This window comes from Nocardiopsis sp. LOL_012 (assembly GCF_048060475.1).
GTDB lineage: Bacteria > Actinomycetota > Actinomycetes > Streptosporangiales > Streptosporangiaceae > Nocardiopsis.
In genome coordinates this window covers 1-23154 of record NZ_JBHMIV010000033.1, presented here as the reverse complement: position 1 = coordinate 23154, position 23154 = coordinate 1, and the positions used below count along the sequence as shown (strand labels likewise).

Here is a 23154-nt window from a genome sequence, read left to right as displayed (position 1 = left end):
CGTCGTTCGCGTGTGGGGACGTCGGCTGAGCCGGACAGAGCCGGCTACAGATGCTTGTAGACGTCCTCAAGGCGAAGGCCGCGGGCCAGCAGCAGGACCTGGAGGTGGTAGAGGAGCTGCGAGATCTCTTCGGCCGTCCGGTCGTCCGTCTCGTACTCGGCGGCCATCCAGACCTCGGCGGCCTCCTCGACGACCTTCTTGCCGATGGCATGGACGCCGGCGTCGAGTTGGGCGACGGTCCCGGACCCCTCGGGGCGGGAGCGCGCCTTCTCTGACAGCTCGGCGAACAGCTCTTCGAAGGTCTTCATGGTCTCTTTCCTCAGACCGGCAGTGCCCTCCCAGCCTAGGCGCTCCGGGGGCCGCATGCGGCATCCGGCCCCCGGTGTCCCGCGATGCGGCCGTGATCCGGTTCACGCCATGCGGCGGGCGAGTGCGCGCACGACCGAGCGCGGAAGCACTCTCAGGAGGCCGTCGGCGGTCTTGTACTGGGCGCCCGGGACCACCCGGGAGCGCCCGGCGGACCAGGCGCGGAGGGAGTCGCGGACGATCTGGGCCTTGGAGACGAACGCGAACTCGGGGAGCCCGCGCTCCTGGACCGCCCGGGTCATGTCGGTACGCACGAACCCGGGCAGGACCACGGTGACGTGCACGCCCTTCTTGCGCACCTCGGCGGCCACGCTCTCGCTCCACAGGGTGAGGAACTTCTTCCCCCCGCCGTAGACGGCGCCACCGGGGTTGGCCGCCGGTTCACCGGCCAGGGACGACACGTTGATCACGCCCATCCGCGCGGTCTCGCCCGCCGCGCGCCGCGCGATCTGGACGGGCAGGACGGCGCGGGTGAGGCGCAGGACGGCGCGCACGTTGACGTCGATCATGTGGTCGATGTCCTCGGGGTCCTGCTCGGCGAACACGCCGCCGTCACCGCGCCCGGCGTTGTTGACGAGCAGGTCGACCGGGGGCGCCCCGCCCCGGCCGTCGGCGGACAGGCGCTCGGCCACGGCGGCGACCCCCTCACGCGTGGACAGGTCCGCGGGAAGGACCTCGACGGGGGTCCCGTAGGTCTCGCGGATGTCCTCGGCGAGGTCGTCGAGAAGCTCGGCGCGCCGGGCGACGAGCACGAGGCCGTGGCCCCGCTGGGCCGCCCTGCGCGCGAACTCCTCCCCGATGCCGCTGGAGGCACCGGTGACCAGGGTGGTCCGCCCGGCGGCCCGGGGGGTCGTCGGCTCGCTCATGCCGACCAGCCTAGAGGAAAGAATTCGGGACGCTTCGGAAAGCCGTCGGCGAAACACGCGTGACGGCGGCCACTGGTCACTCCCCCTTCGCCCCCGCGGACGCTAGCGTTTCCCCCATGTCCGAGACACCGGGTCCCGCCGGACCTCTCACCGCCCTCAAACTGGACGAGCGCCTGCGCGACACCAGGCTGTTCCTCACCCAGGCTCTGCGGACCTTCCACGCCACGGGGGCCATCGCCCCCAGCAGCCGGGCCCTGGCCGACGCCCTCGCACGGTACGTCCACGTCCGCCCCGACCCCGACCGCCCCATGAACGTCCTGGAGGTGGGCGCGGGCACGGGTGCCGTCACCCGGGGCATCGCCGCCGCCATGCGCCCGGGGGACACCGTCGACCTGGTGGAGGCCAACCCGCAGTTCGCCGCCCACCTGGAAGGGCTCCTCAAGACCGACCCCGAGCTGTCCGTGATCGCCGACGGGGCGTCGGTCCACGCCAAGCCGATCGGTGAGATGGGCACCGACCGCCGCTACGACGCGATCGTCTCGGGGCTGCCCTTCGCCAACTTCACGTCGGAGGAGGTCGGGGAGATCGTCGACCACTACTTCGCCGTGCTGAGGCCGGGCGGCACCCTCTCCTTCTACGGCTACCTGTACACGAAGGAGGTCCGGGCGGTCATCGCGCGGCGTTCGGAGTACCTGCGCCAGGCGCGGACGAGCTGGCTGGTCCAGGACCTGGTCGACCGCTACGGCATCCGTTCGGAGAGGATCCTGGCCAACCTCCCGCCGGCGTGGGTGCACCACCTCCGCAGGCCGGCGACGGTGCCGCCTCCCCGCGCCCGCTGACCGCACGGCCGCGGCCCGGCACCCCTCGGGGTGCCGGGCCGCGGCCGTGCGTCCCTTGTCCGGTGGAGGCCGGAGTGTCGCGGAAGGTCCCGTGCACAGGTAGTCTCACCTTGTCTTCTGGAGGATCCGGCCCTGCGCCCGGATGACCGGGGTAGCGGTCTGTCTGCTTTCACACAGAAAGTTGCCAAGACCTACTCCAAGTCCCCAGAATCCCCCCGCGCGCCACAAGCCCTGGGTTCTACGTTCTCCACACCTGCCCGCCACACCTGGGCCCTTTGCGCGCAAAAGTCCGACATTTCACTCATTTCACCCGGTCAATGATGACCAGTGGAGGAGGCAACGTGACGCTCTCCCAAGCGGTCGAAGCCGCCCCCGAGGTGCCCGCACGCCCCGGTGGCACCGTGCCCGACCCCCTGCCCATGGACGTACGGCGGCGCGTCTCCGCGCTCGCGCGCACACCCCGCCTCCTCATCGCCTGCGACTACGACGGCGCCCTGACCCCGGTCGGATCAGGCGCGACACGCCCCCACCCCGAAGCCGTGCGCGCCCTGCGGGAACTGGCCGACCTGCCCGGGACCGCGTGCTCGGTCATCTCCTCCCGCACCGTGTCCGAACTGGCCACCCTCTCCCGGCTGCCCGCCGAGATCCACCTGGTCGGCTCCCACGGGGCCGAGCCGGACGGCACCCTGGACATGGCCCCGGCCCCAGCGGACAAGGCCGACGCCCTGAACGCCCTGCGCTCCCACACCGAGGCCACCGCCACCTGCTACATCGGCGGCGGCGACGGGGAGGAGCCCGTCTTCCTCCGCCTGACCGGAGCCGACGCCGGAATCCGGGTCGGCGACGAGGACACGCCCACCGTGGCGGCGCACCGCGTGCCCGACACACCCGCCGCGGCCGCCCTCCTGTGCGCCCTGGCCGCCGAACGCCGCTCCTGGGTGTTCGGGGAGCGCCCCTCCCCCATCGAACGCATGTCGCTGCTGTCCAACCAGGCCTCCGTCGCCCTGGTCGGCCCCGACGCCCGCCTGGTGTGGATGTGCCACCCCGAACCCGACTCCCCCGCGCTGTTCGCCGAGGTTCTGGGCGGCCGCAGCGCCGGGGTGTTCGCCGTCGCCCCCGCCCACCAGGGCCTGCCCCTGGGCCAGCGCTACGAGCGGGGCACCATGACCGTGCGCACCCGCTTCTCCCGCCTTGAGGTCACCGACTACCTCGCCCCCGCCGCAGGCGAGGGCCGTACCGACCTGGTGCGCCGGATCAGCGGCACCACCCCCGCCACGGTCGAGTTCGCGCCCCGGCCCGACTTCGGCCGCGCCGCCGTGCGCCTGGTTCCGCACCCCCGGGGCCTGGTGGTGGAGGGCGCCGGCTTCCCGATGGTGCTGCACGCCCCGGGCGTGGAGTGGCACATCGACCACGAGGGCAACGGCGACACCGCCCGCGCCACCGTCCACCCCTCCTCGGAGCGGCCGGTCGTCCTGGAACTGCGGTGCGGCACCGACGACCTCTCCGCCCCCGCCACCGGCGAGGAGGACCGGCGCCGCGCCCTCCACGGGCACTGGTCGGACTGGCTGGACACCCTCACCCTCCCGGAGACCGCACGGAGGCTGTCGGCCCGGTCGGCCCTGACCCTGCGCGCGCTGTGCACGCCCTCGGGCGGGGTGATGGCGGCGGCGACCACGTCCCTGCCCGAGGAGATCGGCGGGGTGCGCAACTGGGACTACCGCTACTGCTGGCTGCGCGACGGCGCCCTGACCGTCCAGGCACTGCTGTCCCTGGGATCCACCGCCGAGGCCGACGCCTTCCTCGACTGGGTGCACCGCGTCGTGGCCTCCCTCCCCGGTCCTGAACTGCTGAGGCCGCTGTACACGCTGCGCGGCACCGACCTGGGCCCCGAACAGGTCGTGGAGACACTGTCCGGCTACGCCGGATCACGCCCGGTCCGGGTCGGCAACCTGGCCGACCACCAGGTGCAGATGGACGTGTTCGGCCCGGTCGTGGAGCTGATCGACCGGTTGGCCGAGGCGCGCGGCACGCTCGCGGACCGGGACTGGGACCTGGTGCGCTCCATGGCCGAGGCGGTCGCCCGGCGCTGGCACGAGCCGGACCACGGGATCTGGGAGGAGCGCGACGAGCCCCGCCAGCGGGTGTACTCCAAGGTGATGTGCTGGGTGACGCTGGACCGCGCCGTCGGCCTGGCAGCCCGGTTCGGCAGGACGGCCGACCCCGTCTGGGAGCCGCTGGCCGCCGACATCGCGGAAGAGGTCACCGCCAAGGGGTGGAGCGCGACAGCCGGGGCCTACACCACCGCCTACGACGGGGACGACCTGGACGCCGCCTCGCTGCACATCGGCCTGTCGGGCCTGCTGGACCCGTCCGACACGCGGTTCCAGGCCACGGTGACGGCGGTCGAGGCCCAACTGCGCGAGGGCCCCACCGTGTACCGGTACCGGCGCCACGACGGCCTGCCCGGCGGCGAGGGCGGCTTCCACCTCTGCACGTCGTGGCTGATCGAGGCCTACCTGGCCACGGGGCGCCGCGCCGAGGCCGAGGAGCTGTTCACCCACCTGGTGGACCGCGCGGGCCCGACCGGACTCATCCCGGAGGAGTTCGACCCGGTCTCCGAACGCGCCCTGGGCAACCACCCGCAGGCCTACTCCCACCTGGGTCTGATCCGCTGCGCGCAACTCCTGGACCGGGCCGGGTAGGAAGGGTTCCATGACCCCTCTGTCACGGCGCGCGGTGGGCCGCGCCACGCTCGCCCGTCAGTTCCTCCTCCGCCGGGTCCGCCGACCCGTCGCGGAGGTGGTCACCCACCTGGCGGGCCTTCAGGCGCAGACCACGCACAGCTGGTACGTGGGCCTGCAGAACCGGGTCGACGGACTGGTGCCCGACGAGGCCGGGGCCCTGCTGGCCCGGGGCGAGCTGGTCCGCGGCACCCTGATGCGCGGCACACTCCACCTGGTCACGCCGGAGGACTTCGCCCGGCTGCGGCCCACCGTCCAGCCCGTCATCACGCGGAATCTGGCGCACAGTGCGCACGGCCGGGCCACGCGAGGCCTGGACGCGGAGGAGATCGCCGACGCGGGCCGCGCCCTCCTCAGGGAGGGGCCGCTCACCCCGGGCGAACTCGGTGCCCGCCTGGCCGAGCGCTGGCCCGGCGTACCCGGGGGCGACCTCTCCCACGTGGTCCGCGCCCTCGTCCCGCTGGTACAGATCCCGCCCCGGGGCGTGTGGGGCGCCTCCGGGCCGCCCGCGTTCGCACCCGCCGACACGTGGACCGGCCGGGCCATGACGGACGCTCCGGACCCGGATGCGCTGTTCCTGCGCTACCTGGCCGCCTTCGGTCCCGCCACCGTGCGGGACGTCCAGGCCTGGTCCGGCCTGACCCGGCTGCGCGAGGTCGCCGAACGCCTGCGCGACCGCCTCATCGCGCTGCGCGGGGAGGACGGCACCGAACTCCTCGACCTGCCGGACGCCCCGCGGCCCGACCCGGACACCCCCGCACCGGTGCGGTTCCTGTACGACTTCGACAACCTCCTGCGCGGCCACGCCGACCGGAGCCGGGTCGTCTCCGCCGAGGACCTGGGCCGCCTCGCCACCCGCAACGGGATGCCCCCCGCCACCGTGCTCGTGGACGGGACCGTCCGCGCCTCCTGGCGGGCGGTCCGCACGCGGAACACGGCCGCCGTCGAGGTCGTCCCCTTCGCCCCCCTGTCCCCGGTCCAGGCCGACGAGGTGGTCGCGGAGGGCCTGGAACTGCTGGGGTTCCTGGAACCGGAACGCGGCGGGCACGAGGTCCGCTTCGCCGCCCCGGCGTGATCCCGGACACAGACCCACCTCACACCAGGGCATGGGTGCCATGTCTGGATATGGAAGGATTCACGGGTGACTGAAGAGTTCCGCGCCGCGTTCCAACGTGTCCTCGACACCGCTGCGAGTCAGGACCCGGACTTCTCCCCGGCCGTGCACGAGGTGTTCCGGCTGTCCTCGGGGGTGCCCAGGGAAGAGCTCTCCCACGCTCTGGAGGCGCTCGCCCCGGTCCTCAGCGACTGCGAGCGGGCCACGGGGATCGCCGCCGACCTCTCGGTCCTCGCCGGGTCCCTGGTCGAGTCCGGCGCTCCGGCGGGCCAGGTCGGGCTGGAGGTGCTGCGCCAGCTCGGCGGCTACGGCCAGGCCGCCATGGCGTTCGCCCGCGCCTGGGAGACGACCGGCGGCGGCCCGGTCCCGGCCCCCCACGAGGTAACCGAGGCCGAGGAACGCCGGGTCGCGGACGCCCTCGGGGAGAACGCCCCCTCGGCCACACTGGGCTGGTGGGCGTCGCAGCGCTACGGGCTCGCCGCCAAGGCGGTACTGGGCGACACCGAGGTACGCGCCGCGGTCCGCGGCGACGCCGACGCCCTCGCCGGACTGGGACGGATCGCCGACGCCCTGTCCCCGCACCTGAAGGTGTTCGCCGAGGTCGGCGAACTCCTGCGCATGGCCGAGACCGACCGCCTCCTGGTCCTGGACCGCGCGTCGTGGCGGGGGTTCCGGGTGCGGTTCGACGGTGTGGGGGACAACTTCCAACTGCACACCCTGCTCGCGGACGCCCTCATCGGCAAGGAGGGCCGCGACCTCCCCGGCACCCGGCCGGACCCGCGCTGGGCCGCCGCCTGCCTCAACGCCGCCGCCGACCCCCTCGCCGACGTCGTCCGGGGGGAATGGGACCTCGTCGGCGGCGACGGCACCTGGATCGGCAACGAGGCGCTCCCCCGGGACGTCCCGGTCGTCGACGGCGAGCGGGTGCTCGTCCTGGAGGCGCAGTCACTCGCCCACACCTGGCGGGCGGGGCGCAAGCACCCGCACATCAACGGGTCCCTGGAGGTCGTCGAGGAACTCCCCGGTGACGAGGCGGCGGCCTGGTGGGCACGCGTGCACCCGGCCGGGTCGGTGCGCCACCCGATGGCCCCTCCCCTCGAACACGGTGACACCGGCTCCCACCTGCGCCCCGGCCACTTCGGTGTGGCCGCCCACTTCGCGGAGGTGGACTCGGGTCCACTATCCGCCCGCCGCGAGGCACCACAGGCCCTCGCCGAGCCGGACCCGCCGTCCTGGTCGCCCGAACCGCGCACGGCCGAACCCTTCCCGTGGACCCCCGGACCGGACTCCGCCTCCGGCTCCCCCGAGCCGGACCCGCGGCCCTGGACGCCCGAGGCCGACCCCGCCCCCCGCGCCCCCGAACCAGACCGGGAACACGAACCGTTCTCCTGGACGCCCGAGGCCGAACCGCCCCGCCAGGCGGCCGAACCCGTCCCCGACCCGCTCACCGATCTCCGGTCACCCGCACCCGAGGCGGACGCCCCCGATCCCGACCCGTCCGACGAGGACGAGCCGCCCGGCGCACGGCTCCTCCCCCCGATGCCCCCCGGCGTCTCCACGAGCCACCGGTGGGCGCCGTCCTGGCGCTGGCCGAACCCCCCGCGGGACTGACCCGCGCCCCGGCCCCGGCACAGCGCGTGTCACGCCGGGGCCTCCGCGTCCCTCACACCGACACGGTGACACGTGTGACTGTCGCCGCGCCCCGCCCACCGGCATCCTTGGAGGCATGGCGATGAGCAGCGACCCGGTCCAGGACACCGACGGCACCCCCACCGGCCCCGGCGCGGCGCGCAGCAGGCGGGAGGAGGACGCCCGCGAGGCCCTGCGCGCCATGAAGCCCTGGGAGGGCAAGGCCACCCGCCAGGACAAGGCGCTCCTGGCCTGCGCCATCGGCATCCCCGCCGTCTTCCTCGCCCTCACCCCGCTCAAACCCCTGCTCATCGCCGACCACCCGATCACCCTGACCTTCCTGACCGGCAGCAACGCCGGGGTGGGCGCCGCCGCGGCCTTCGCCAGTCTGGGCGAGATCCCGCTGTGGCTCGTGGTGGTCGCGGGCGTGTTCGGCAAGATCAAGGTCGACTGGCTGTTCTGGTGGCTGGGTCGGCGCTGGGGTCGCCGCTTCATCGCGATCATCACCCCGGGCGAGCGGGCCAAACGGCTCGCCGACCGCATGCACGACATGAACCCCTGGATCGTCCGGGGCGCCCTCACCCTCTCCTACCTGCCCGGCGTCCCGGCCGCGCTCATCCACGTCACGGCGGGCTGGACCGGGATGCGGCTGCGGACCTTCTTCCTCTTCGACGCGCTCGGCGCCCTGATCCTCACCTCCGTCGTCACCGCCGTCGGCTACGCCTCCGGACAGGTCGGCGTCGACATCGTGCTCCTCGTCGACCGCTACGCCCTCTGGTTCACCGTGGCCATCATCTTCGCCATGGCCTTCTGGCCGGTGTTCAAGCAGATGCGCGAGGACCGCGCGGCCGACCGGGCCGCCGCCAAGGCCGCCGAGGAGAAGCGGGCGGAGGCTGGCAGCGGCGCCGCCTGAAGCCGCCGAGCCGCTCCCCGGGGCTAGGCTGGCCTTCGGCGAACCCCGGGCCTGCCGACCGACTGGGTGGGTCACGAGCACACTCAAGGGAGATCCCGTCATGGGACAACGACACTTCGATCTGGTGGTCCTCGGCGCCGGGCCGGGCGGCTACGTCGCGGCGATCCGCGCCGCCCAACTGGGCCTCAACACAGCCGTCATCGAGGAGAAGTACTGGGGCGGCGTCTGCCTCAACGTGGGCTGCATCCCCTCCAAGGCCCTGCTGCGCAACGCCGAACTGGCCCACCTGTTCACCCACGACGCCGACCTCTTCGGCATCCGGGTCGACGGAACGGTGGAGTTCGACTACGGCAAGGCGTTCAGCCGCAGCCGGGAGGTGGCCGAGGGCCGCGTCAAGGGCGTCCACTTCCTCATGAAGAAGAACAAGATCACCGAACTCGACGGGCGCGGGACCTTCCTCGACGCCAACACCGTCGAGGTCCGCGGCGAGGACGGCTCCACCGAGACCGTCACGTTCGACAACGCGGTGATCGCCGCCGGGGCCTCCACCAAGCTGCTGCCCGGTACGGCCCTCTCCGAGCAGGTCGTCACCTACGAGGAGCAGATCCTCACCGAGGAGCTCCCCGGGAGCATCGTCATCGCCGGAGCCGGGGCCATCGGCGTCGAGTTCGCCTACGTGATGGCCAACTACGGCGTCGACGTCACCGTCGTCGAGTTCCTGGACCGCATGGTGCCCCTGGAGGACGAGGAGGTCTCCAAGGAGCTGGCCCGCGCCTACAAGAGGCTCGGCGTGAAGGTCATGACCTCCACCCGCGTGGAGTCGGTGGAGGACACCGGATCGAACGTCCGCGTCACCGTCTCCGACAAGGACGGGAAGGAGCAGACCCTGGAGGCGGACAAGCTCCTCCAGGCCATCGGCTTCGCCCCCAACGTGGAGGGCTACGGCCTGGAGAAGACCGGTGTGGCGCTGACCGAGCGCGGCGCGATCGACATCGACGCCCGGGGCCGCACCAGCGTCCCCAACATCTTCGCCATCGGCGACGTGACCGCCAAGCTCATGCTGGCGCACACCGCCGAGGCCATGGGCATCGTCGCGGTGGAGACCATCGCCGGCGCCGAGACGCAGGAGATCGACTACCGGTTCGTCCCGCGTGCCACCTACTGCCAGCCGCAGATCGCCAGCTTCGGCTACGGCGAGAGCGAGGCGAAGGAGGCCGGGTTCGACGTCCAGGTCGCCAAGTTCCCGTTCATGGCCAACGGCAAGGCGCACGGCCTGGGCGAGACGAAGGGGTTCGTCAAGATCATCTCCGACGGAACCTACGGGGAGTTCCTCGGCGCCCACATGATCGGCCCCGACGTCACCGAACTGCTGCCCGAGCTCACCCTGGCCCAGCAGTGGGACCTGACGGTGCACGAGGTGGCGCGCAACATCCACGCCCACCCCACGCTGAGCGAGGCGGTCAAGGAGGCCGTGCACGGCCTGGCCGGCCACATGATCAACCTCTGAACCACCGCGGTTCAGGGGACGCGGCCGCGTCGGCGGGGCGTCCGGGAACTTGCTAAGTTGCCCTGTAGTCCCCCGCCGGCGCCGCCTCCCACCGCCCGGCACTCCCCGAGCCGAAAGCCCCATCCATGCGCCTGATCCCCTCCACCCCTCTCTCGTGCCTGGGCACCGCCGCCGTCGCCGTCGTCGTCGGCGGCGTCCTCCTCGTCGGCTGTGAGGCCTCCGGACCCGACACCGCCTCCGAACTCGGGGACTCCGCCTCCCAGGCCGCCGACGACCTCCAGGACTCCGCGTCCGAGGCCGCCTCCGACGCGGCCGAGGACCTCGAAGGCGTCGCCTCCGACGCCGCCTCCCAAGCCGCCGAGGACACCGGTTTCGACTGGCCCGACTGGAACTGGGAGTGGAACTGGGACTGGGACATCGACTGGTTCGGCGGCGGCGACGAACTCGACCTGGACCTGGGCATCGCCCTGCCCAGTGCCGTGCCCGTGCCCGAGGAGGAGCCCTCCGACGCCCCGGACTACACGCTCCCCGAGTCCTGCGCGGCCGCGGGCGTCGCGGGCGCCGTCGGCGACCTCGCCCCGGGCACCGCCCTCACCGAGGAGAGGGGAGCCGTCGAGGGCGTCGACGGCGCCGAGCAGCTCGTGTGCTCCTACGGCGACGGCAGCGGGGAGCCCGGCGCACCGGCGCTGACCGTCGTGTTCACCCACGGCGCCGACCCAAGTGTCAACCCCGACGTCGTCGAGGTCCCCGGGGCCGAGGAGGAGATGAACTGGGAGGTGGACGTCGACGTGGACGTGGACACCTACCACACCGAGGAGTCCGACAACCTGGGCGGCGACCTGGAGTACGTGGGCACCGTGGACGGTTCGAGCCGCCACCTGTACCTGTCCCTGCCCGGTGAGCTGTACGTGACCGTCATCGTCGTCAACGACGAGGTGGAGCGCGCCGATCTGGAGCGCGTGGTCCTGGAGGCGGCCTCCCTGGTCAGGAACTGACCGCTCCCGGGACGGGGCCGACGGTGCCCGCCCGGGGCCGGACGCGCGGGGGGCGCGGCAGCGGAGTCCGCTGCCGCGCCCCCCGGCTCGGTCGGGACGCGGTCAGGGCGTCTCGACCGGGATCTCCTCGAACACCCCGAACGGGCCGGCCCGCAGGGTCAACCGCTCGACGCCCGCGGCGGGCGCGGGGAACACGGCGACCAGGTTGTAGGTGTTGTCCGGCTGGAGCATGTGCACCTCCTCGGCGAAGCTGCTGTAGCGCCCCTCGCCGAAGTCCATCTGCGCCACGTACCGCACCAGGCCGCTCTCGGGCTCCAGGAGCTGGAAGCCGCCGAGCGTGCCCTTGTTGAACTGCTCCGGTCCGCCGGCGATCGTGTCCGACCCGCCCAGTTCGGGCAGGGTCGGCTCGTCCCCGGTGTTGGTCAGGGAGAACGTGCCGATCACGTACGCGCCGTCACGGCGCAGCGGGTGGATCTCCAGCTCGACGCCGTCCAGCTCGCCCGTGGCCACGACCCGCCCCGGGTCGTCGGTGTAGGGCGCGGGCCAGGTGACGGTGCGCTGGGCGACGCCCAGGCCGTCGTCATCGTAGGCCTCGTCCTCGGAGACCTCGGGCGACTCGTCGAACACGTAGGAGAACTCGACGCGGCGGTTGCGGGCCCGGGCCTGCTCGTCGTCGGGGCCGCCCTCCCGGGCGATCGGCTCGTCCATGCCGCGCCCCTCGACCTCCAGGTCGTAGCCGGACCCGATCTCCTCGGCGAGCAGGTCGCGGACGGTCTCGGCGCGCTCCACGGACAGGTTGTCGTTGTAGGCGGCGGTGCCGATGCCGTCCGTGTGGCCGATGACGGTGATGACGGGGTCGTCGGGGTCGACGTTGGCGGCCAGCGTCGTGGCGGCGCGGCGCACCACCTCCTCAGCCTCGGGCGTCAGCTCCGAACTGTCGAAGTCGAACATCACGTCGGAGTGCAGGGAGATGATCTCCCGGTCGCCGTCGCGGGTCGTGGAGGCGACCTCGGAGTCGACGAAACTCTGTACCCAGCCCTCGTCGGCCACCGCGTCCTCGCCCGGACGCCGGTTGGCGAAGGTGAGGTTCTCCCCCGCCGGAGGGGGGTTGTCGAGCGTGAGGTGGTCGGCACCGTTGGGGTCCTCCGGGTCCGGCCGCTCCTGCTCCACGTCCTGGACCGGGATACCGGTCATCGCGCCCAGGCCGCTGCCGATGAAGGTCACCTGCTCCACCTCGTCGGGCAGGCGCGGGAAGTAGCGGACGTACTCGTTGGTGACCCCGTCGTGCACCGGGTACAGGCCGTCGCCGTTCGGGCTCTCCGAGCCGTACTTGAGCCCCTCCGCGTCGAGGAACTGCCGGTACACGCGGCCGGTCATGGGGTCGACCAGGGTGTGGGCCATGCTCAGGTTGCGGTTGGGGCCGGAGAAGTCCTCGTCGTAGGTGATCTCGTAGTACATGACCGTGTAGTCGCCGGTCCGCTCCAGACCCGTGACGGAGAAGGTCATCTCGTTGTCCTGGCCGGTGTCCTGGAAGATGCGGCCCTCGCGGACGTAGGGGAAGTCCTCCCTCACGTCGGGCGGGCCGTCGCCGACCGTACAGCCGCTGAGCAGGAGGGCTCCCGCGGCGACCACCGCGACCGCCGACAGGGGCGTCTGACGCACCATGTGGGGGAACTCCGATCGTTGAGGGGATGTACCGGGAACATCCTCTACCAATCGGTCAACCCCGCCGACCACACGTCCCCCCTAGGGCCGCTCACCGAAGAAGATTCTCCCGGCCGCCGATCCGCTTCCGGTCGGCCCGCGAGTATCCCGTGTGAGCACGGAAAGCGCGCAGGGTCGGCACATACCGCAGGGACGGCGGAGCACCCCCGCCCGCACGACACGCGGGGCGGCGGGGCCGGTAGCGCCCGGGCGGCCACGGGAGCAGGGCCTCCTCCCCGCAACTGGCCACGCCTTTGGACGGAACCGGCACCATTTCAACGCTCAGCAATGAAAGAATCACTCTTCGCGGTCACCTTGGCCGCTGCCATCCGAATGAATCGAAGGAGATTCCCCATGCCTGCGAAGAACGCCCTCACCGTCACCGCTTCCGCCGCTCTTCTGGCCCTCGGGCTGGCCGCCTGCGGTGGATCGACCGGTGAGGAGGCCGTCGGTTCGGCGTCTCCCACGGCCACCGACGGCACCGGGATGACGGAGGGAACGGAGACCACCGACGACATGGAGGCGACCGGCGACGACATGGCCGCGACGGAGCCCTTCGGCACCGCCTGCGCGGACATCCCCGCCGACAGCATGGACAGCATGGCCCAGGAGCCGGTGGCGACCGCGGCCTCCGACAACCCGGACCTGTCCACCCTGGTCAGCGCGATCGAGGAGGCCGACATGGTCGACACCCTCAACTCCGCCGAGGACATCACGGTGTTCGCGCCCACCAACGAGGCCTTCGAGGCGATCCCGCAGGAGGACCTCGACGCCCTGCTCGCCGACCAGGAGCAGCTCACCAACGTCCTGAACTACCACGTCGTGGAGGGCAAGCAGGACCCGACCGCTCTGGAGTCGGGCACGTTCACCTCGCTCCAGGGCGAGGACATCACCACGGAGGGCTCCGGCGAGGAGTACACCGTGAACGGCGAGGCCCAGGTGGTCTGCGGCAACATCCAGACCTCCAACGCCACCGTGTACATGATCGACGGCGTGCTGATGCCCTCCTGAACCTCCTGACCCTCCGAACCGCCCGGGCGGTCCGCGCGATGAGGCCGGACCGTCCGGGCACCCCGGCGGCGCCCCCGTCAGGACACGGTGACCTCCTCCGGACGCGGCAACCGGCGCATGACGGGGGCCAGGCTCACCAGCGCGGCCAGGCCGGACACCACGGCCATCATCAGGAAGACCCACATGGGACCGGCCGTGTCGAACACGATGCCGATGCCGAGGATGCCCGCCGGTTGGGACAGCAGGGAGAGGAACGACACCGCGCCCAGGACGCGCCCCTGGTGGCCGTCGGCCACCGACGCGGCCACGTAGCCGTAGAACACGGCGTTGACGCACGGGACCATCGCGAACAGGCAGCCGACGATCACCCCGAGGAGCAGCACGTCCGGAGCGGCCAGCAGCGCCAGGGCGCAGGCCGGGGCCGCCCACGCCACGGCGAGGAAGGTGGTGGACGGGCGCACCCACCGGACGACCGCCCCCGAGGCCAGGGAGCCCACCAGGCCGCCCGCACCGGCGAGGGAGACGGCCGCACCGATCCGGACGCTCGACGCGCCCATCCCCTCCGCGGTGGCGATGATCGCGAGAAAGACGCCCGTCTGGGCGAAAGCCAGATTGAAAATGGTGATCCACAGCATCATCGGCCGCAGGATCGGGTTCCTGGCCAGCACCAAAAACCCGCTGACCGCGCTGTGCACGCTCCACCCGCGCGGCAGCGCGGTGCGCTCGCCCTGCAAGGGGCGCCGTACGTAGAGCACCAGCGCGGCGGCGGCCAGGTAGCTGAGGGCCTCCGCGAGGAAGGGCAGCGCCCGCGCCAGGGTGAACAGGGAGCCCGCGACGGGCGCCCCGAAGGCGGTCGTGGTGAAGAGGCGGACCTGGTTCTGTGCCGCGGCGTCCGCCAGTTGGGCGGGCGGGACCAGTTGTTTGGTGGCCGCCATCGCCACCGGATTGGAGACGCCCGACATGGCGGCCGAGGCCATCGCCACGCCCATGGCGAAGGGGATCGAGGCGTGCCCGGTGAACAGCAGCAGTGCGAACAGGGCGAGCAGGACGAGCCTTCCCAGGTCGCAGCAGAGCAGCACCACCCGGCGGTTGACGCGGTCGGCGAGTGCCCCGCCCACGAGTACGGAGACCATCGCCGTGGCGACCTGGGCCGCGCCGACGGCTCCGGCGGTCGTGGCCGAGCCGACGAAGAGCAGGACGAGGAGGGGGTAGGCGACCTCGCCGATCTCCTTGCCCAGCCCGGCGAAGAAACGGCTGCTCCAGAGCGCCTGGAAGTCGCGGTTGCGGAGCAGCGCCCCGGAGCCGTCCGCGCCGCTCGGCGGCAGGGGCCGCCAGAGGGGAGCGGACGGGCGCCACCGCTCGGCGGTCATCCCTGCGTGCGGCATAACTCAGTGGACCGGTGAACGGACCGGTCAAAAGGTGAAAGTCTCATAAAACCCATTATGGGGTCATGAATAACTTTTTACCGAAATGTCGCCCTGGGTATCTCCGACCTTTCGATGTCCTGCGTCACACACCCGCCTCACCGCACTGTCGAGGTTCGCCCCAAGACGAAACTCAGCGCCGAGGTTCGCCCCAGAGCGAACCTCGACTACACGACAACGCACCTCGACCCCGCTCGTTGGGCGGAGCCCGCGCGCCCAGGAGGCGAGGTCGGCCAGGGTGGGCAGTTGGGCGATGTCGCACACACGCCTCATGTCAGACCACCCGCCGGATGGAGCCGGAGGCTCGCTTCCCCGAGGTCTGCGGCTTCCCGGAGGACGGGGGCTCGGCGGCGTGGGCTCAGGCCACCCACAGGGATCTCCGAGGAAGGACAGCGCCGTGGTCAGCCCGACACTGCGTCGGCGTCGCCTCAGCCGCCTCCTTTTCGAGCAGTGCGAGAAGGCCGGTTACACAGCGAAGGCCGTCGCCGCCGAAGCCAAACAGCTCACGGGCCACTTCGTGCTTCTGGAGTTCCCAATGCCGGATCCGCCGATCGTGTACCTGGAGGCCGTGTCCGAGGAGCTCTACCTGGAGGCCCAGGAGCAGGTCCGCCGGTACACACGCGTGTTCGATTTCGTCCAGGCGTCCGCGCTGTCCATCGACGAGTCCCGCGAGCTGATCCGCTCCCGACTGTCAGCCCTCTGAGAGAGTAGCCATGCCAGAAGAATCCCACCTGACCTTCCGCAAGAGCAGCTACAGCGGCGGCCAGACCCAGGACTGTGTGGAGGTCGCCGACTTCCCCGGCGGCTCCGCCCTCCGCGACACCAAGCATCGCGAGGCGGGGTACCTGGCTTTCGGTTCCGACGAGTGGGACGCCCTGCTCAAGGCCGCTGCTCGCGCTTGAAGCGGGCAAGACGAAGGCCCCGGTCCGATGACGGCCGGGGCCTTGTCCATACTTACCAGAAGCATGATCCCGCGCCGAGTCTATCGGCCAGGGCGGTGAGCGGCCAGAAGCCGAGCCCGTAGGGCTGCGTGCGCGAGCCCAGGGCGATACGGTTGAGGACGGGCCTCGCAGTCGATATCACAAGAAGATCAAGCGCTGCGTTGTCCCAGGTCGTTTAGTGTGAGCCCCGCGCACGCGGGGATGGACCGGCCGCGTAGGCGGACCCGAACGCCTTCCTCGTGTGAGCCCCGCGCACGCGGGGATGGACCCTCGTCCACGGACCCGTAGTACAGCTCGGTGGTGTGAGCCCCGCGCACGCGGGGGCGGGTCCTCCCACCCCCGCCGACCGGTGTCAGCTCGCGGGCCGCAGCCGCACCGCGGGGAAGTCGACCGGAACGTCGAGCGCGATGTTGATGTAGTTGGTGAACAGGTTCAGGGCCACCTGGGCGATGACCTCGACGATGTGCTCATCGCTCCAGCCCTGGTCGCGGACGGCCTGCACGTCCTCGGGGGCCACCTGCCCGCGGTGCTCCACGAGTTGCTGGGCGAAGCGGAGGAGCGCCGCTGTACGGGGGTCGTCGGAGGTGCCGTCCTGCGCGGCCGTCAGGGCTTCCCGGCTGACGCCCGCCTTGCGCCCCAGGGCGGTGTGCGCGGCCAGGCAGTACTCACACGAGTTGCGGTTGGCGACGGCGACGGCGACCTGCTCGCCGAGCGCGGGACCGAGCGCCCCGTCGGCGAACGCCCCGAACGACGACCACATGCTGGTGAGCGCGGCGGGCGAGTTCGCGACGGCCCGGAACATCGCGGGGACGGTGCCGAACGCGGCGTGGATCTGGTCGAGTTGCTCCTTGACGCCGCCGGTGGCCGACTCGTGCTCGACGAGGTGGACGGTGGACATGGGATACCCCTTCGGTCGTGACGCGATAGCCCCCTCGTGGAAGTCCCCGGGGGGCGTACTCACAGACTGACAGCGGGTCGTGGACGAAAAGCGGGAAATCGTCCGCAGTTCGTACCATATCGTCTGCTACATTGTGTTTGTGGCTTCCATCGACCGGCTGTCTCCCCTTCTGGAACGGTTCCGGGTGCGCACACGCCTCTTCCACACCGGACCGCTGTGCGGCGTCACGACGTTCGCCGCGCAGCCGGGCCGGGGCTTCCTCCACGTGCTGCGGCGCGGGGAGATGGAGGTGGACCACCTCGGCGCGGACGGGCACCTGGAACGCCGGACGATCGACCGGCCGAGCCTGCTCTTCTATCCGAGGCCCCTGGAGCACTCCTTCCACAACGCCCCGACCGAGGATTCCGACTTCGCGTGCGCGACGCTCGACTTCGACGGCGGGGCCACACACCCGCTCGTGCGCACCCTCCCGGCCGTGGTCGTCCTGCCCATGACGGAGACCGAAAGCCTGGAGCCCTCGCTCGACCTGCTGTTCGCCGAGATCGACAACGTGCGCTGCGGCCACCGGGTGCTGGCCGACCGGCTGTTCGAAGTGGTGCTCATCCACCTCTTCCAGTGGCTCCTGGACCACACCGACGAACTCGCCCTGCCCGCCGGCCTGCTGACGGGCCTCGCTGACGAGCGCCTCGCCCGCGCCCTGGTGGCGGTCCACGAGACCCCCGGCGGACCGTGGACACTCGCCACGATGGCGCGGGAGGCACACATGTCGCGCAGCGCGTTCGCCGCCCGGTTCAAGTCGGCCGTCGGGCAGTCGCCGGCCGAGTACGTGACGGGGTGGCGGCTCACGATCGCCCAGGAACGGCTGCGGGGCGGGGCGTCCGTCGCCCAGACGGCGGCGGAGCTCGGCTACGCCAACCCCCCGTCCTTCTCCCGCGCGTTCGCCCGCGAGCTGGGGCGGTCGCCCCGCGCCTGGCTGGCCGACACCCGCTGACCCGCCCTGTCCCCCGTCTGAGATCCACCGAGGAGCGACAACACCCATGACACGCGACGTGCTGGCACTCCGACACGTGCCCTTCGAGGACCTCGGGCTCCTCGCGCCCCTGCTGGACGCCCGGGGCTACCGGACGTCGTACCTGGACGTCCCGATCGAGCCGATCACACCGGAGGCGGCTCTGCGACCCGACCTCCTGATCGTGCTCGGCGGCCCCGTCGGGGTGTACGAGGACGACGCCTACCCGTTCCTGCGTGCCGAGAGGGACGCGCTCAGGGCGAGGATGCGCGCGGGCCTGCCCACCCTCGGCGTGTGCCTGGGCGCACAGCTCATGGCCGCGGCCCTCGGGGCGGACGTCGTCGCCACCGGGCGCAAGGAGATCGGCTACGCGCCGCTGACGCTGACGGACGAGGGGCGCCGCTCCGCGCTGGCGCCCCTGGACGGTGTCCCGGTACTGCACTGGCACGGAGACGAGTTCGCCGTACCCGAGGGAGCCGACCGCCTCGCGCGGACACCCGGGTTCCCGAACCAGGCGTTCGGCGCGGGACCGCACGTGCTGGGGCTCCAGTTCCATCTGGAGGCCGACCACACACGGATCGAGCAGTGGCTGGTCGGGCACACGCACGAGCTCGCGACCGCGGGTATCAGCCCCGGCCGCGTCCGTGCGGACGCCGCCGCGCACGGCCCCCGGCTCGCCGAGGCCGCGGCACGCGTGTTCGAGCGGTGGCTCGACGAGGTCTCTCAGGCCTCCGTCTGGGACAGGACGGCGCGGACCCGGCGGCTATCGAGCCGTCGGAGCACCCCCGTGCCGTGAGCGCCAGCACCTCGCACTGGTGCGGCGTGAGGCGTCCGGGCGAGCCGACGCCGCGCACGCGGGGATGGACCCGATGCCGAGGTGTCCTACTTGTTCTCGTGGGGGTGGGCCCCACGCACGCGGGGTTGGAGCGGTCAGGGCCTCAACCAGGGGTATGGCCAGCCCGCCCGCGCCGATCCGGCGCGGGCGGGTTCCTCAGACCGCCGCGGGGGCGTGCTCGGGCCCGGCCAACCACGATCAGGGCGGCCTCCAAGGGGATCACGAGCACGAACCAGACCTGGCGCCGGGCGTTCGGGATCTGCGCGCGAGGCCCCCGGGGCCCGCGCAGCACCGCGACCAGGGCAGCGAGGGCGGCGAGGACGAGGAGCGCCACCACGACCCACCCGACGACGCTGCACCACGCCGACCCCGACCTCCTCGGCGGCCTGCCGGCCCGTGTCGGACACGGAGTCGTGCACGACCCCAGGGCTCGCACCGGACACGAGGTGGATGTCGCCATCATCGGTATCGCCGACGGCAGTCGGAAGCCCCCGTTGCTGGGCATCGGTGAGGCCAGATGGAACGGCACCATGGGTTCGGCCCACATCGATCGCCTCCGACACATCCGTGATCTGATCACCCGCACCGGACGCTACGACACCGAGCGAACCCATCTGTTCTGTTTCAGCGACGGCGGTTTCAACGACAAAGCTCGCACGGAGGCCGACACGTCTCACGACGTCCGGCTGATCGACCTGCCGACGCTGTACGGCCAGGTGTGACCGACACCGGCTGAGAGGCCCGATGCCGGAGGACCGCCCCGGCGTTCGAAGGTGCCGCCCCTCAGTGCCGGAAGTGCACGAACAGGCGGCCGAAGTACTTACATCGACGTACTTACGGAAGGCTGACCCTAGAGTTTGCGGTAGACCTCACGACGATGGGCGACACGCAGGGCGAGGACGACGAGTCGGCCGTCATCGATCGCGTAGACCACTCGATGGTCGCCCACTCGGATACGCCACAGACCTGGGTAACCGCTGAGCTGACGGCACCCGTCCGGACGTGGCTCCTCAGCCAAGGCCATCACGGCTGCGTACACGCGACGAGCCACAGGCTTGTCCAGCTTGCCGAGCTCCTTACCGGCCCGACCGTCGAACACCACTTCATAGTGGCTCGGCTGCCCATCCGTCACAGGCCAAGCTCCTTGGCCACATCCTCGGCGGACACGACCTCGGCGTCACCGGACCGGATCTCTTCCAGCCTCTGATGTGCGACACGGCCGTCCTGCTGGTCGAGAAGCTCTTCGTAGGCCTCGACCAACTCGATCGGGACGATGGCGGCGACTCGCTCGTGCTTGCGCCCTCTCGTCACGTAGGTGACTTCGTCCCCGAAAGCGGCTCTGTTCACGCGCTGGGAAAAGTGGTCACGGGCCTCGGCCACAGACAGCTCGACAGGGTCAGCACTCATATCGCCATTCTACGCCAAGTTGGCCAACTTGGCGACTCGTGGTCCTGGTGTCAGTGACGAAAATGGATCCATAGGCGACCGAAGTTCTTCGAGTCCTTCTCCACCCGGTGGTAGCGGGCCTTGACGTCCTTGCGGTCGAGGAAGCGCAACACCCGCTTCTTCAACTGGCCAGACCCCTTGCCGGGGATGATCTCCACCGTCTTGGCCCGGGTCCGCTCCGCCTCGTCCATGATGTCGTTGAGCGCCCGGTCGATGTCCCGCCCCTTGTTGAAGACGTCGTGCAGGTCCAGCTTGAGCCGCATCGCCCCTCCTCCGTACCCGGTGGTCCTCGGATGATACGGACCCGGGCTCACAGCCGCAGTTCGAACACCGTCCGGTCCACACCCGGGCCGTCGTAGTTCGCGTGCGGCCCCGTCACGGTGAAGCCGAACGCCCGGTGGAAGGCGATCCAGCCCCTCCCCCGCCTCGGCCGTGAGGCTGGTGGAGTGGAAGTGGTCGAGGAACAGGCGCGGCAGCAGGTGCGTCATCGGCCGTCCCCACCAGTGGTCGCAGACCGCCACGATGCGCGCGTGGTCGGAGGGGCGGGCGGCTCGGATCCGGACATCGGTCACGGGGTGACTCCTAGTTCTGCTGGGAACGGCCCCGCGATCCTACGGCCTGACCGCGCAGAACACCGCCGTGCCGGGGACCATCCGGCCGCGGACCGGCCCCCAGCCGCCCCACACCCGGTCGTTCCACTCCGGCCACTCCGGTTCCACCACCTCGCGCAGGGACAGCCCGGCGGCGGTGATGCCCCGGACCCAGTCGCCCACCGTCCGGTGGTGCTCGACGTAGACCACCCGGCCGCGCTCGTCCTCCTCCACGTAGGCGCGCCGGTCGAAGTAGGACTGGCGCACGGTGAACCCGTGCTCGGTGGGGTCGTCGGGGAAACACCACCGCACCGGGTGCGTCACCGAGAACACCATCCGCCCGCCCGGGCGCAGCACCCGGGCCGCCTCGGCGAGCGCGTCGGAGGCGGCGGGCAGGAAGGGGAACGCGCCGAAGGACGAGAACACCACGTCGAACGAGGCGTCGGCGAACGGGAGCCGCTGCGCGTCGGCCTGCACCGTCGCCGCCCCGGCACCGGCCTCCCGGCCCTCGTCGATCCTGCGCGCGTGCTGGAGCTGGCGGAAGGAGAGGTCGAAGGCGACTGCCTCGCGGACCCCCTGATCACGCAGCCACCGGGAGCACTGCCCGGCCCCGCAGCCGATCTCCAGGAACCGTCCCCCGCGCGTGCGCTCCAGGTCCAGCAGGCCGGCCTCGGCCTCGGTCAACCCCTCCGGGCCCCACACGAAGTCGGCGTCGCCGAGGAACCCGCCGTGCTCGGCCTGGTAGTCGTCGGCCTCGCCGTCCCACCACAGGCGCCCGGCGCGGGCGCTCTCCTGGGAGCCGACGGGGCGGCGGCCGACCCCTCCCGTCCCCGCGTACTCGGTGCGGTCGTCCATGGGTCTGCTCACACTCCGGCGTCGACGTTCGGGACGGGTTCCCGGGCGTCCCTGATCTCCCTGCGGACGAGGAAGGCCCAGCCGACCACGGCCACGATGGAGAACACCCACCACTGCACGGCGTAGGACAGGCTCATGCCCGACGTCAGCTCCCGGACCGCGACCCGCTCCGGTGCGGGGTCGGGCGCGGGGTCCTGCCGGGTGAGTTCCATGTAGCCGCCGTAGACCGGGTAGGGGAGGCCCTCGGCGAGCGCGTCGACCTCCACGATCATGATCTGCCCCTCGGGCAGCCCCTCGCGGTTGCTCAGCCCGGTGTTCTCCTCGGTCTCGGAAAACTGGAGGCGGCCGGTGACGGTGACCCGCCCTTCGGCACCCGCGGGGGCCTCCGGGGTGTCCCGCGCGGTCTCCCCGCGCGGGATCCAGCCGCGGTTGACCAGGACGGCCGGGCCCTCGTCGGTGACCAGAGGGGTGAGTACGTGGAAGCCCACCCCGCCGGAGCCGTCGCGGTGCCGTACCAGGAGTTCGTGTTCGGTGTCCCAGGTGCCGGCCGCCTCGACCGTGCGCCACCGGTCGGCGCGCGCCACGTCCGCGCCCACACCGGTCAGCTCGGCCAGGGGGACGGGGTCGGCGGTCAGGTTGGCCTGTTGCAGGTGCGCTGCGGCGCTGCGCTGCTCCCAGCGGTCCAACTGCCAGAAGCCCAGCCAGATGAAGCCGGGCACGATCAGCGCGACCAGCGCGTGGAAGGCCAGCATGCGCGGGGAGGACAGGACTTTGAGCACGTCTTCGAGGTTATGAGACGTTCCCGCCCGGACCTCACCGCCCCCGGGCACGGGCGGGGGCGGCGGCCGCTCTCCCGGCGGCCGCCGCCCCTCACCACGGGTACGCTCAGCCCTGAGCGGCGGCCCGGCGCTTGCGCGCGAGGTACAGCGCACCGCCGCCGGCGCCGATCGCGGCGATCCCGGCGGCCACCAGGCCGCCGATGGTGCTGCCGGTCATCGCGAGCTGCTCGTCGGCCTGGGGCTCGGGGGCGGACTGCTGGTCGGTCTCGTCACCGCCCTCACCCTCGTCGTCGGGGGTCTCCTCGCCGCCGTCGTCCGGGGTCTCCTCGTCACCGCCGTCCTCTTCGCCGCCCTCCTCCACGGTCTCCTCCTCGCAGGAGGCGCCCCCGGTGCCGAGGACGGAGATCGCGTTGCCGCAGACGTCGACCTCGCCGTCCACCGGAACCTCCACCTGGTTGCCTCCGCCGATGCTGCCGGAGCCGTCCGTGGTGGTCTCGCCGGAGTCATCGCCGGACCCTCCGCCCGTCTCCTCCTCGGCGGACTGCTCGATGAGTTCGACGAACTGGGTGCACTGGGAACCGGCCACCCCCAGGATCCCGATCGAGTTGCCGCAGACGTCGATCGCCAGGTCCACGGGGATGATGATCTGGTTGCCGCCGGCGATGCTGCCTGAACCGCTCGTGGAGGTGTCG

The 23154-nt window shown here is 71.8% G+C and carries 24 protein-coding genes and 1 pseudogene; 13 read left to right on the top strand and 12 right to left on the bottom strand.

Annotation, left to right across the window (positions count from 1 at the left end; translation table 11 throughout):
• Positions 1 to 44: 44 nt before the first annotated feature.
• Together ACFHWE_RS18800 and ACFHWE_RS18795 are read right to left on the bottom strand one after the other, a co-directional pair.
• Entirely contained in the window at positions 45 to 308 is a 264-nt protein-coding gene (locus ACFHWE_RS18800) for a phosphoribosyl-ATP diphosphatase (RefSeq protein ID WP_028649180.1), read from the bottom strand.
• 102 nt (positions 309 to 410) lie between these two features.
• Positions 411 to 1232 (bottom strand): SDR family NAD(P)-dependent oxidoreductase, encoded by an 822-nt coding sequence (locus ACFHWE_RS18795; RefSeq protein WP_416602984.1) that lies wholly within the window; start codon positions 1230 to 1232, stop codon positions 411 to 413.
• 116 nt (positions 1233 to 1348) lie between these two features.
• Between ACFHWE_RS18795 and ACFHWE_RS18790 the strand changes: the two genes are divergently transcribed.
• The 7 genes from ACFHWE_RS18790 (at position 1349) to ACFHWE_RS18760 (ending at position 10970) form a co-directional block, all read left to right on the top strand.
• Entirely contained in the window at positions 1349 to 2071 is a 723-nt protein-coding gene (locus ACFHWE_RS18790) for a class I SAM-dependent methyltransferase (protein WP_416602983.1), read from the top strand.
• A gap of 341 nt (positions 2072 to 2412) precedes the next feature.
• On the top strand, positions 2413 to 4773 hold the full coding sequence (locus ACFHWE_RS18785) for a trehalase-like domain-containing protein (protein ID WP_416602982.1): 2361 nt from the start codon (positions 2413 to 2415) through the stop codon (positions 4771 to 4773).
• Positions 4774 to 4783: 10 nt separating this feature from the next.
• A complete protein-coding gene (locus ACFHWE_RS18780) occupies positions 4784 to 5887 on the top strand; it encodes a winged helix DNA-binding domain-containing protein (protein WP_416602981.1) in 1104 nt (367 codons plus the stop codon).
• Positions 5888 to 5953: 66 nt separating this feature from the next.
• A complete protein-coding gene (locus ACFHWE_RS18775) occupies positions 5954 to 7537 on the top strand; it encodes a hypothetical protein (RefSeq protein ID WP_416602980.1) in 1584 nt (527 codons plus the stop codon).
• Between the two features lie 115 nt (positions 7538 to 7652).
• Positions 7653 to 8468, top strand: a complete 816-nt coding sequence (locus tag ACFHWE_RS18770; protein WP_416602979.1) for a DedA family protein — start codon at positions 7653 to 7655, stop codon at positions 8466 to 8468.
• A 100-nt stretch (positions 8469 to 8568) separates the two neighbouring features.
• Positions 8569 to 9975, top strand: coding sequence for a dihydrolipoyl dehydrogenase (lpdA, locus tag ACFHWE_RS18765; protein ID WP_416602978.1), 1407 nt, complete (start codon positions 8569 to 8571; stop codon positions 9973 to 9975).
• Positions 9976 to 10100: 125 nt separating this feature from the next.
• Complete coding sequence (locus tag ACFHWE_RS18760; RefSeq protein WP_416602977.1) at positions 10101 to 10970, top strand: hypothetical protein; 870 nt, start codon at positions 10101 to 10103, stop codon at positions 10968 to 10970.
• Between the two features lie 102 nt (positions 10971 to 11072).
• Here the strand turns inward: ACFHWE_RS18760 and ACFHWE_RS18755 are convergent, their stop codons facing one another.
• A complete protein-coding gene (locus ACFHWE_RS18755) occupies positions 11073 to 12635 on the bottom strand; it encodes an OmpA family protein (RefSeq protein WP_416602976.1) in 1563 nt (520 codons plus the stop codon).
• A 393-nt stretch (positions 12636 to 13028) separates the two neighbouring features.
• On the opposite strand from ACFHWE_RS18755, the gene ACFHWE_RS18750 reads away from it, so the two are divergent.
• Positions 13029 to 13685, top strand: a complete 657-nt coding sequence (locus ACFHWE_RS18750; RefSeq protein WP_416602975.1) for a fasciclin domain-containing protein — start codon at positions 13029 to 13031, stop codon at positions 13683 to 13685.
• Between the two features lie 77 nt (positions 13686 to 13762).
• On the opposite strand, the gene ACFHWE_RS18745 is transcribed toward ACFHWE_RS18750, so the two are convergent.
• A complete protein-coding gene (locus tag ACFHWE_RS18745) occupies positions 13763 to 15055 on the bottom strand; it encodes an MFS transporter (protein ID WP_416603029.1) in 1293 nt (430 codons plus the stop codon).
• Between the two features lie 451 nt (positions 15056 to 15506).
• On the opposite strand from ACFHWE_RS18745, the gene ACFHWE_RS18740 reads away from it, so the two are divergent.
• Together ACFHWE_RS18740 and ACFHWE_RS18735 are read left to right on the top strand one after the other, a co-directional pair.
• On the top strand, positions 15507 to 15812 hold the full coding sequence (locus ACFHWE_RS18740; protein WP_416602974.1) for a Scr1 family TA system antitoxin-like transcriptional regulator: 306 nt from the start codon (positions 15507 to 15509) through the stop codon (positions 15810 to 15812).
• 10 nt (positions 15813 to 15822) lie between these two features.
• Positions 15823 to 16011, top strand: a complete 189-nt coding sequence (locus tag ACFHWE_RS18735) for a DUF397 domain-containing protein (protein ID WP_416602973.1) — start codon at positions 15823 to 15825, stop codon at positions 16009 to 16011.
• Positions 16012 to 16402: 391 nt separating this feature from the next.
• Here the strand turns inward: ACFHWE_RS18735 and ACFHWE_RS18730 are convergent, their stop codons facing one another.
• Positions 16403 to 16948: a carboxymuconolactone decarboxylase family protein gene (locus tag ACFHWE_RS18730; RefSeq protein ID WP_416602972.1), complete on the bottom strand. Its 546-nt coding sequence runs from the start codon at positions 16946 to 16948 to the stop codon at positions 16403 to 16405.
• Positions 16949 to 17087: 139 nt separating this feature from the next.
• Between ACFHWE_RS18730 and ACFHWE_RS18725 the strand changes: the two genes are divergently transcribed.
• From ACFHWE_RS18725 to ACFHWE_RS18715, 3 genes are all read left to right on the top strand, one after another.
• Entirely contained in the window at positions 17088 to 17939 is an 852-nt protein-coding gene (locus ACFHWE_RS18725; RefSeq protein WP_416602971.1) for an AraC family transcriptional regulator, read from the top strand.
• A 46-nt stretch (positions 17940 to 17985) separates the two neighbouring features.
• Positions 17986 to 18753 (top strand): glutamine amidotransferase, encoded by a 768-nt coding sequence (locus tag ACFHWE_RS18720; protein ID WP_416602970.1) that lies wholly within the window; start codon positions 17986 to 17988, stop codon positions 18751 to 18753.
• A 452-nt stretch (positions 18754 to 19205) separates the two neighbouring features.
• Positions 19206 to 19514 carry a hypothetical protein gene (locus ACFHWE_RS18715; RefSeq protein WP_416602969.1) on the top strand — a complete coding sequence of 103 codons (309 nt, stop codon included), beginning with the start codon at positions 19206 to 19208 and terminating at the stop codon, positions 19512 to 19514.
• A 128-nt stretch (positions 19515 to 19642) separates the two neighbouring features.
• Here ACFHWE_RS18715 and ACFHWE_RS18710 read toward each other — a convergent pair whose 3' ends face one another.
• The 7 genes and pseudogenes from ACFHWE_RS18710 to ACFHWE_RS18680 form a co-directional block, all read right to left on the bottom strand.
• Positions 19643 to 19891, bottom strand: coding sequence for a type II toxin-antitoxin system RelE family toxin (locus ACFHWE_RS18710; protein WP_416603028.1), 249 nt, complete (start codon positions 19889 to 19891; stop codon positions 19643 to 19645).
• A 29-nt stretch (positions 19892 to 19920) separates the two neighbouring features.
• A complete protein-coding gene (locus tag ACFHWE_RS18705) occupies positions 19921 to 20199 on the bottom strand; it encodes an antitoxin of toxin-antitoxin stability system (RefSeq protein WP_416602968.1) in 279 nt (92 codons plus the stop codon).
• A gap of 50 nt (positions 20200 to 20249) precedes the next feature.
• Positions 20250 to 20501: a Smr/MutS family protein gene (locus tag ACFHWE_RS18700; protein WP_416602967.1), complete on the bottom strand. Its 252-nt coding sequence runs from the start codon at positions 20499 to 20501 to the stop codon at positions 20250 to 20252.
• 47 nt (positions 20502 to 20548) lie between these two features.
• Positions 20549 to 20810 (bottom strand): annotated as a pseudogene (locus tag ACFHWE_RS18695) (hypothetical protein).
• 39 nt (positions 20811 to 20849) lie between these two features.
• Positions 20850 to 21683 carry a class I SAM-dependent methyltransferase gene (locus tag ACFHWE_RS18690; RefSeq protein WP_416602966.1) on the bottom strand — a complete coding sequence of 278 codons (834 nt, stop codon included), beginning with the start codon at positions 21681 to 21683 and terminating at the stop codon, positions 20850 to 20852.
• An 8-nt stretch (positions 21684 to 21691) separates the two neighbouring features.
• Positions 21692 to 22462, bottom strand: coding sequence for an SURF1 family protein (locus ACFHWE_RS18685; RefSeq protein WP_416602965.1), 771 nt, complete (start codon positions 22460 to 22462; stop codon positions 21692 to 21694).
• 106 nt (positions 22463 to 22568) lie between these two features.
• The coding region (locus ACFHWE_RS18680; protein WP_416602964.1) for a chaplin family protein at positions 22569 to 23154 on the bottom strand (586 nt) is incomplete at its 5' end.

Excerpts from the sequence above, each read along its gene's own strand:
- ACFHWE_RS18745 (WP_416603029.1), bottom strand. The coding sequence starts at position 15,055 with ATGACCGCCGAGCGGTGGCGCCCGTCCGCTCCCCTCTGGCGGCCCCTG.
- ACFHWE_RS18770 (WP_416602979.1), top strand. The coding sequence starts at position 7,653 with ATGGCGATGAGCAGCGACCCGGTCCAGGACACCGACGGCACCCCCACC.
- ACFHWE_RS18690 (WP_416602966.1), bottom strand. The coding sequence starts at position 21,683 with ATGGACGACCGCACCGAGTACGCGGGGACGGGAGGGGTCGGCCGCCGC.
- ACFHWE_RS18730 (WP_416602972.1), bottom strand. The coding sequence starts at position 16,948 with ATGTCCACCGTCCACCTCGTCGAGCACGAGTCGGCCACCGGCGGCGTC.
- ACFHWE_RS18720 (WP_416602970.1), top strand. The coding sequence starts at position 17,986 with ATGACACGCGACGTGCTGGCACTCCGACACGTGCCCTTCGAGGACCTC.
- ACFHWE_RS18750 (WP_416602975.1), top strand. The coding sequence starts at position 13,029 with ATGCCTGCGAAGAACGCCCTCACCGTCACCGCTTCCGCCGCTCTTCTG.
- ACFHWE_RS18755 (WP_416602976.1), bottom strand. The coding sequence starts at position 12,635 with ATGGTGCGTCAGACGCCCCTGTCGGCGGTCGCGGTGGTCGCCGCGGGA.
- ACFHWE_RS18700 (WP_416602967.1), bottom strand. The coding sequence starts at position 20,501 with ATGCGGCTCAAGCTGGACCTGCACGACGTCTTCAACAAGGGGCGGGAC.
- lpdA (WP_416602978.1), top strand. The coding sequence starts at position 8,569 with ATGGGACAACGACACTTCGATCTGGTGGTCCTCGGCGCCGGGCCGGGC.
- ACFHWE_RS18790 (WP_416602983.1), top strand. The coding sequence starts at position 1,349 with ATGTCCGAGACACCGGGTCCCGCCGGACCTCTCACCGCCCTCAAACTG.
- ACFHWE_RS18735 (WP_416602973.1), top strand. The coding sequence starts at position 15,823 with ATGCCAGAAGAATCCCACCTGACCTTCCGCAAGAGCAGCTACAGCGGC.
- ACFHWE_RS18705 (WP_416602968.1), bottom strand. The coding sequence starts at position 20,199 with ATGAGTGCTGACCCTGTCGAGCTGTCTGTGGCCGAGGCCCGTGACCAC.
- ACFHWE_RS18780 (WP_416602981.1), top strand. The coding sequence starts at position 4,784 with ATGACCCCTCTGTCACGGCGCGCGGTGGGCCGCGCCACGCTCGCCCGT.
- ACFHWE_RS18760 (WP_416602977.1), top strand. The coding sequence starts at position 10,101 with ATGCGCCTGATCCCCTCCACCCCTCTCTCGTGCCTGGGCACCGCCGCC.
- ACFHWE_RS18795 (WP_416602984.1), bottom strand. The coding sequence starts at position 1,232 with ATGAGCGAGCCGACGACCCCCCGGGCCGCCGGGCGGACCACCCTGGTC.
- ACFHWE_RS18800 (WP_028649180.1), bottom strand. The coding sequence starts at position 308 with ATGAAGACCTTCGAAGAGCTGTTCGCCGAGCTGTCAGAGAAGGCGCGC.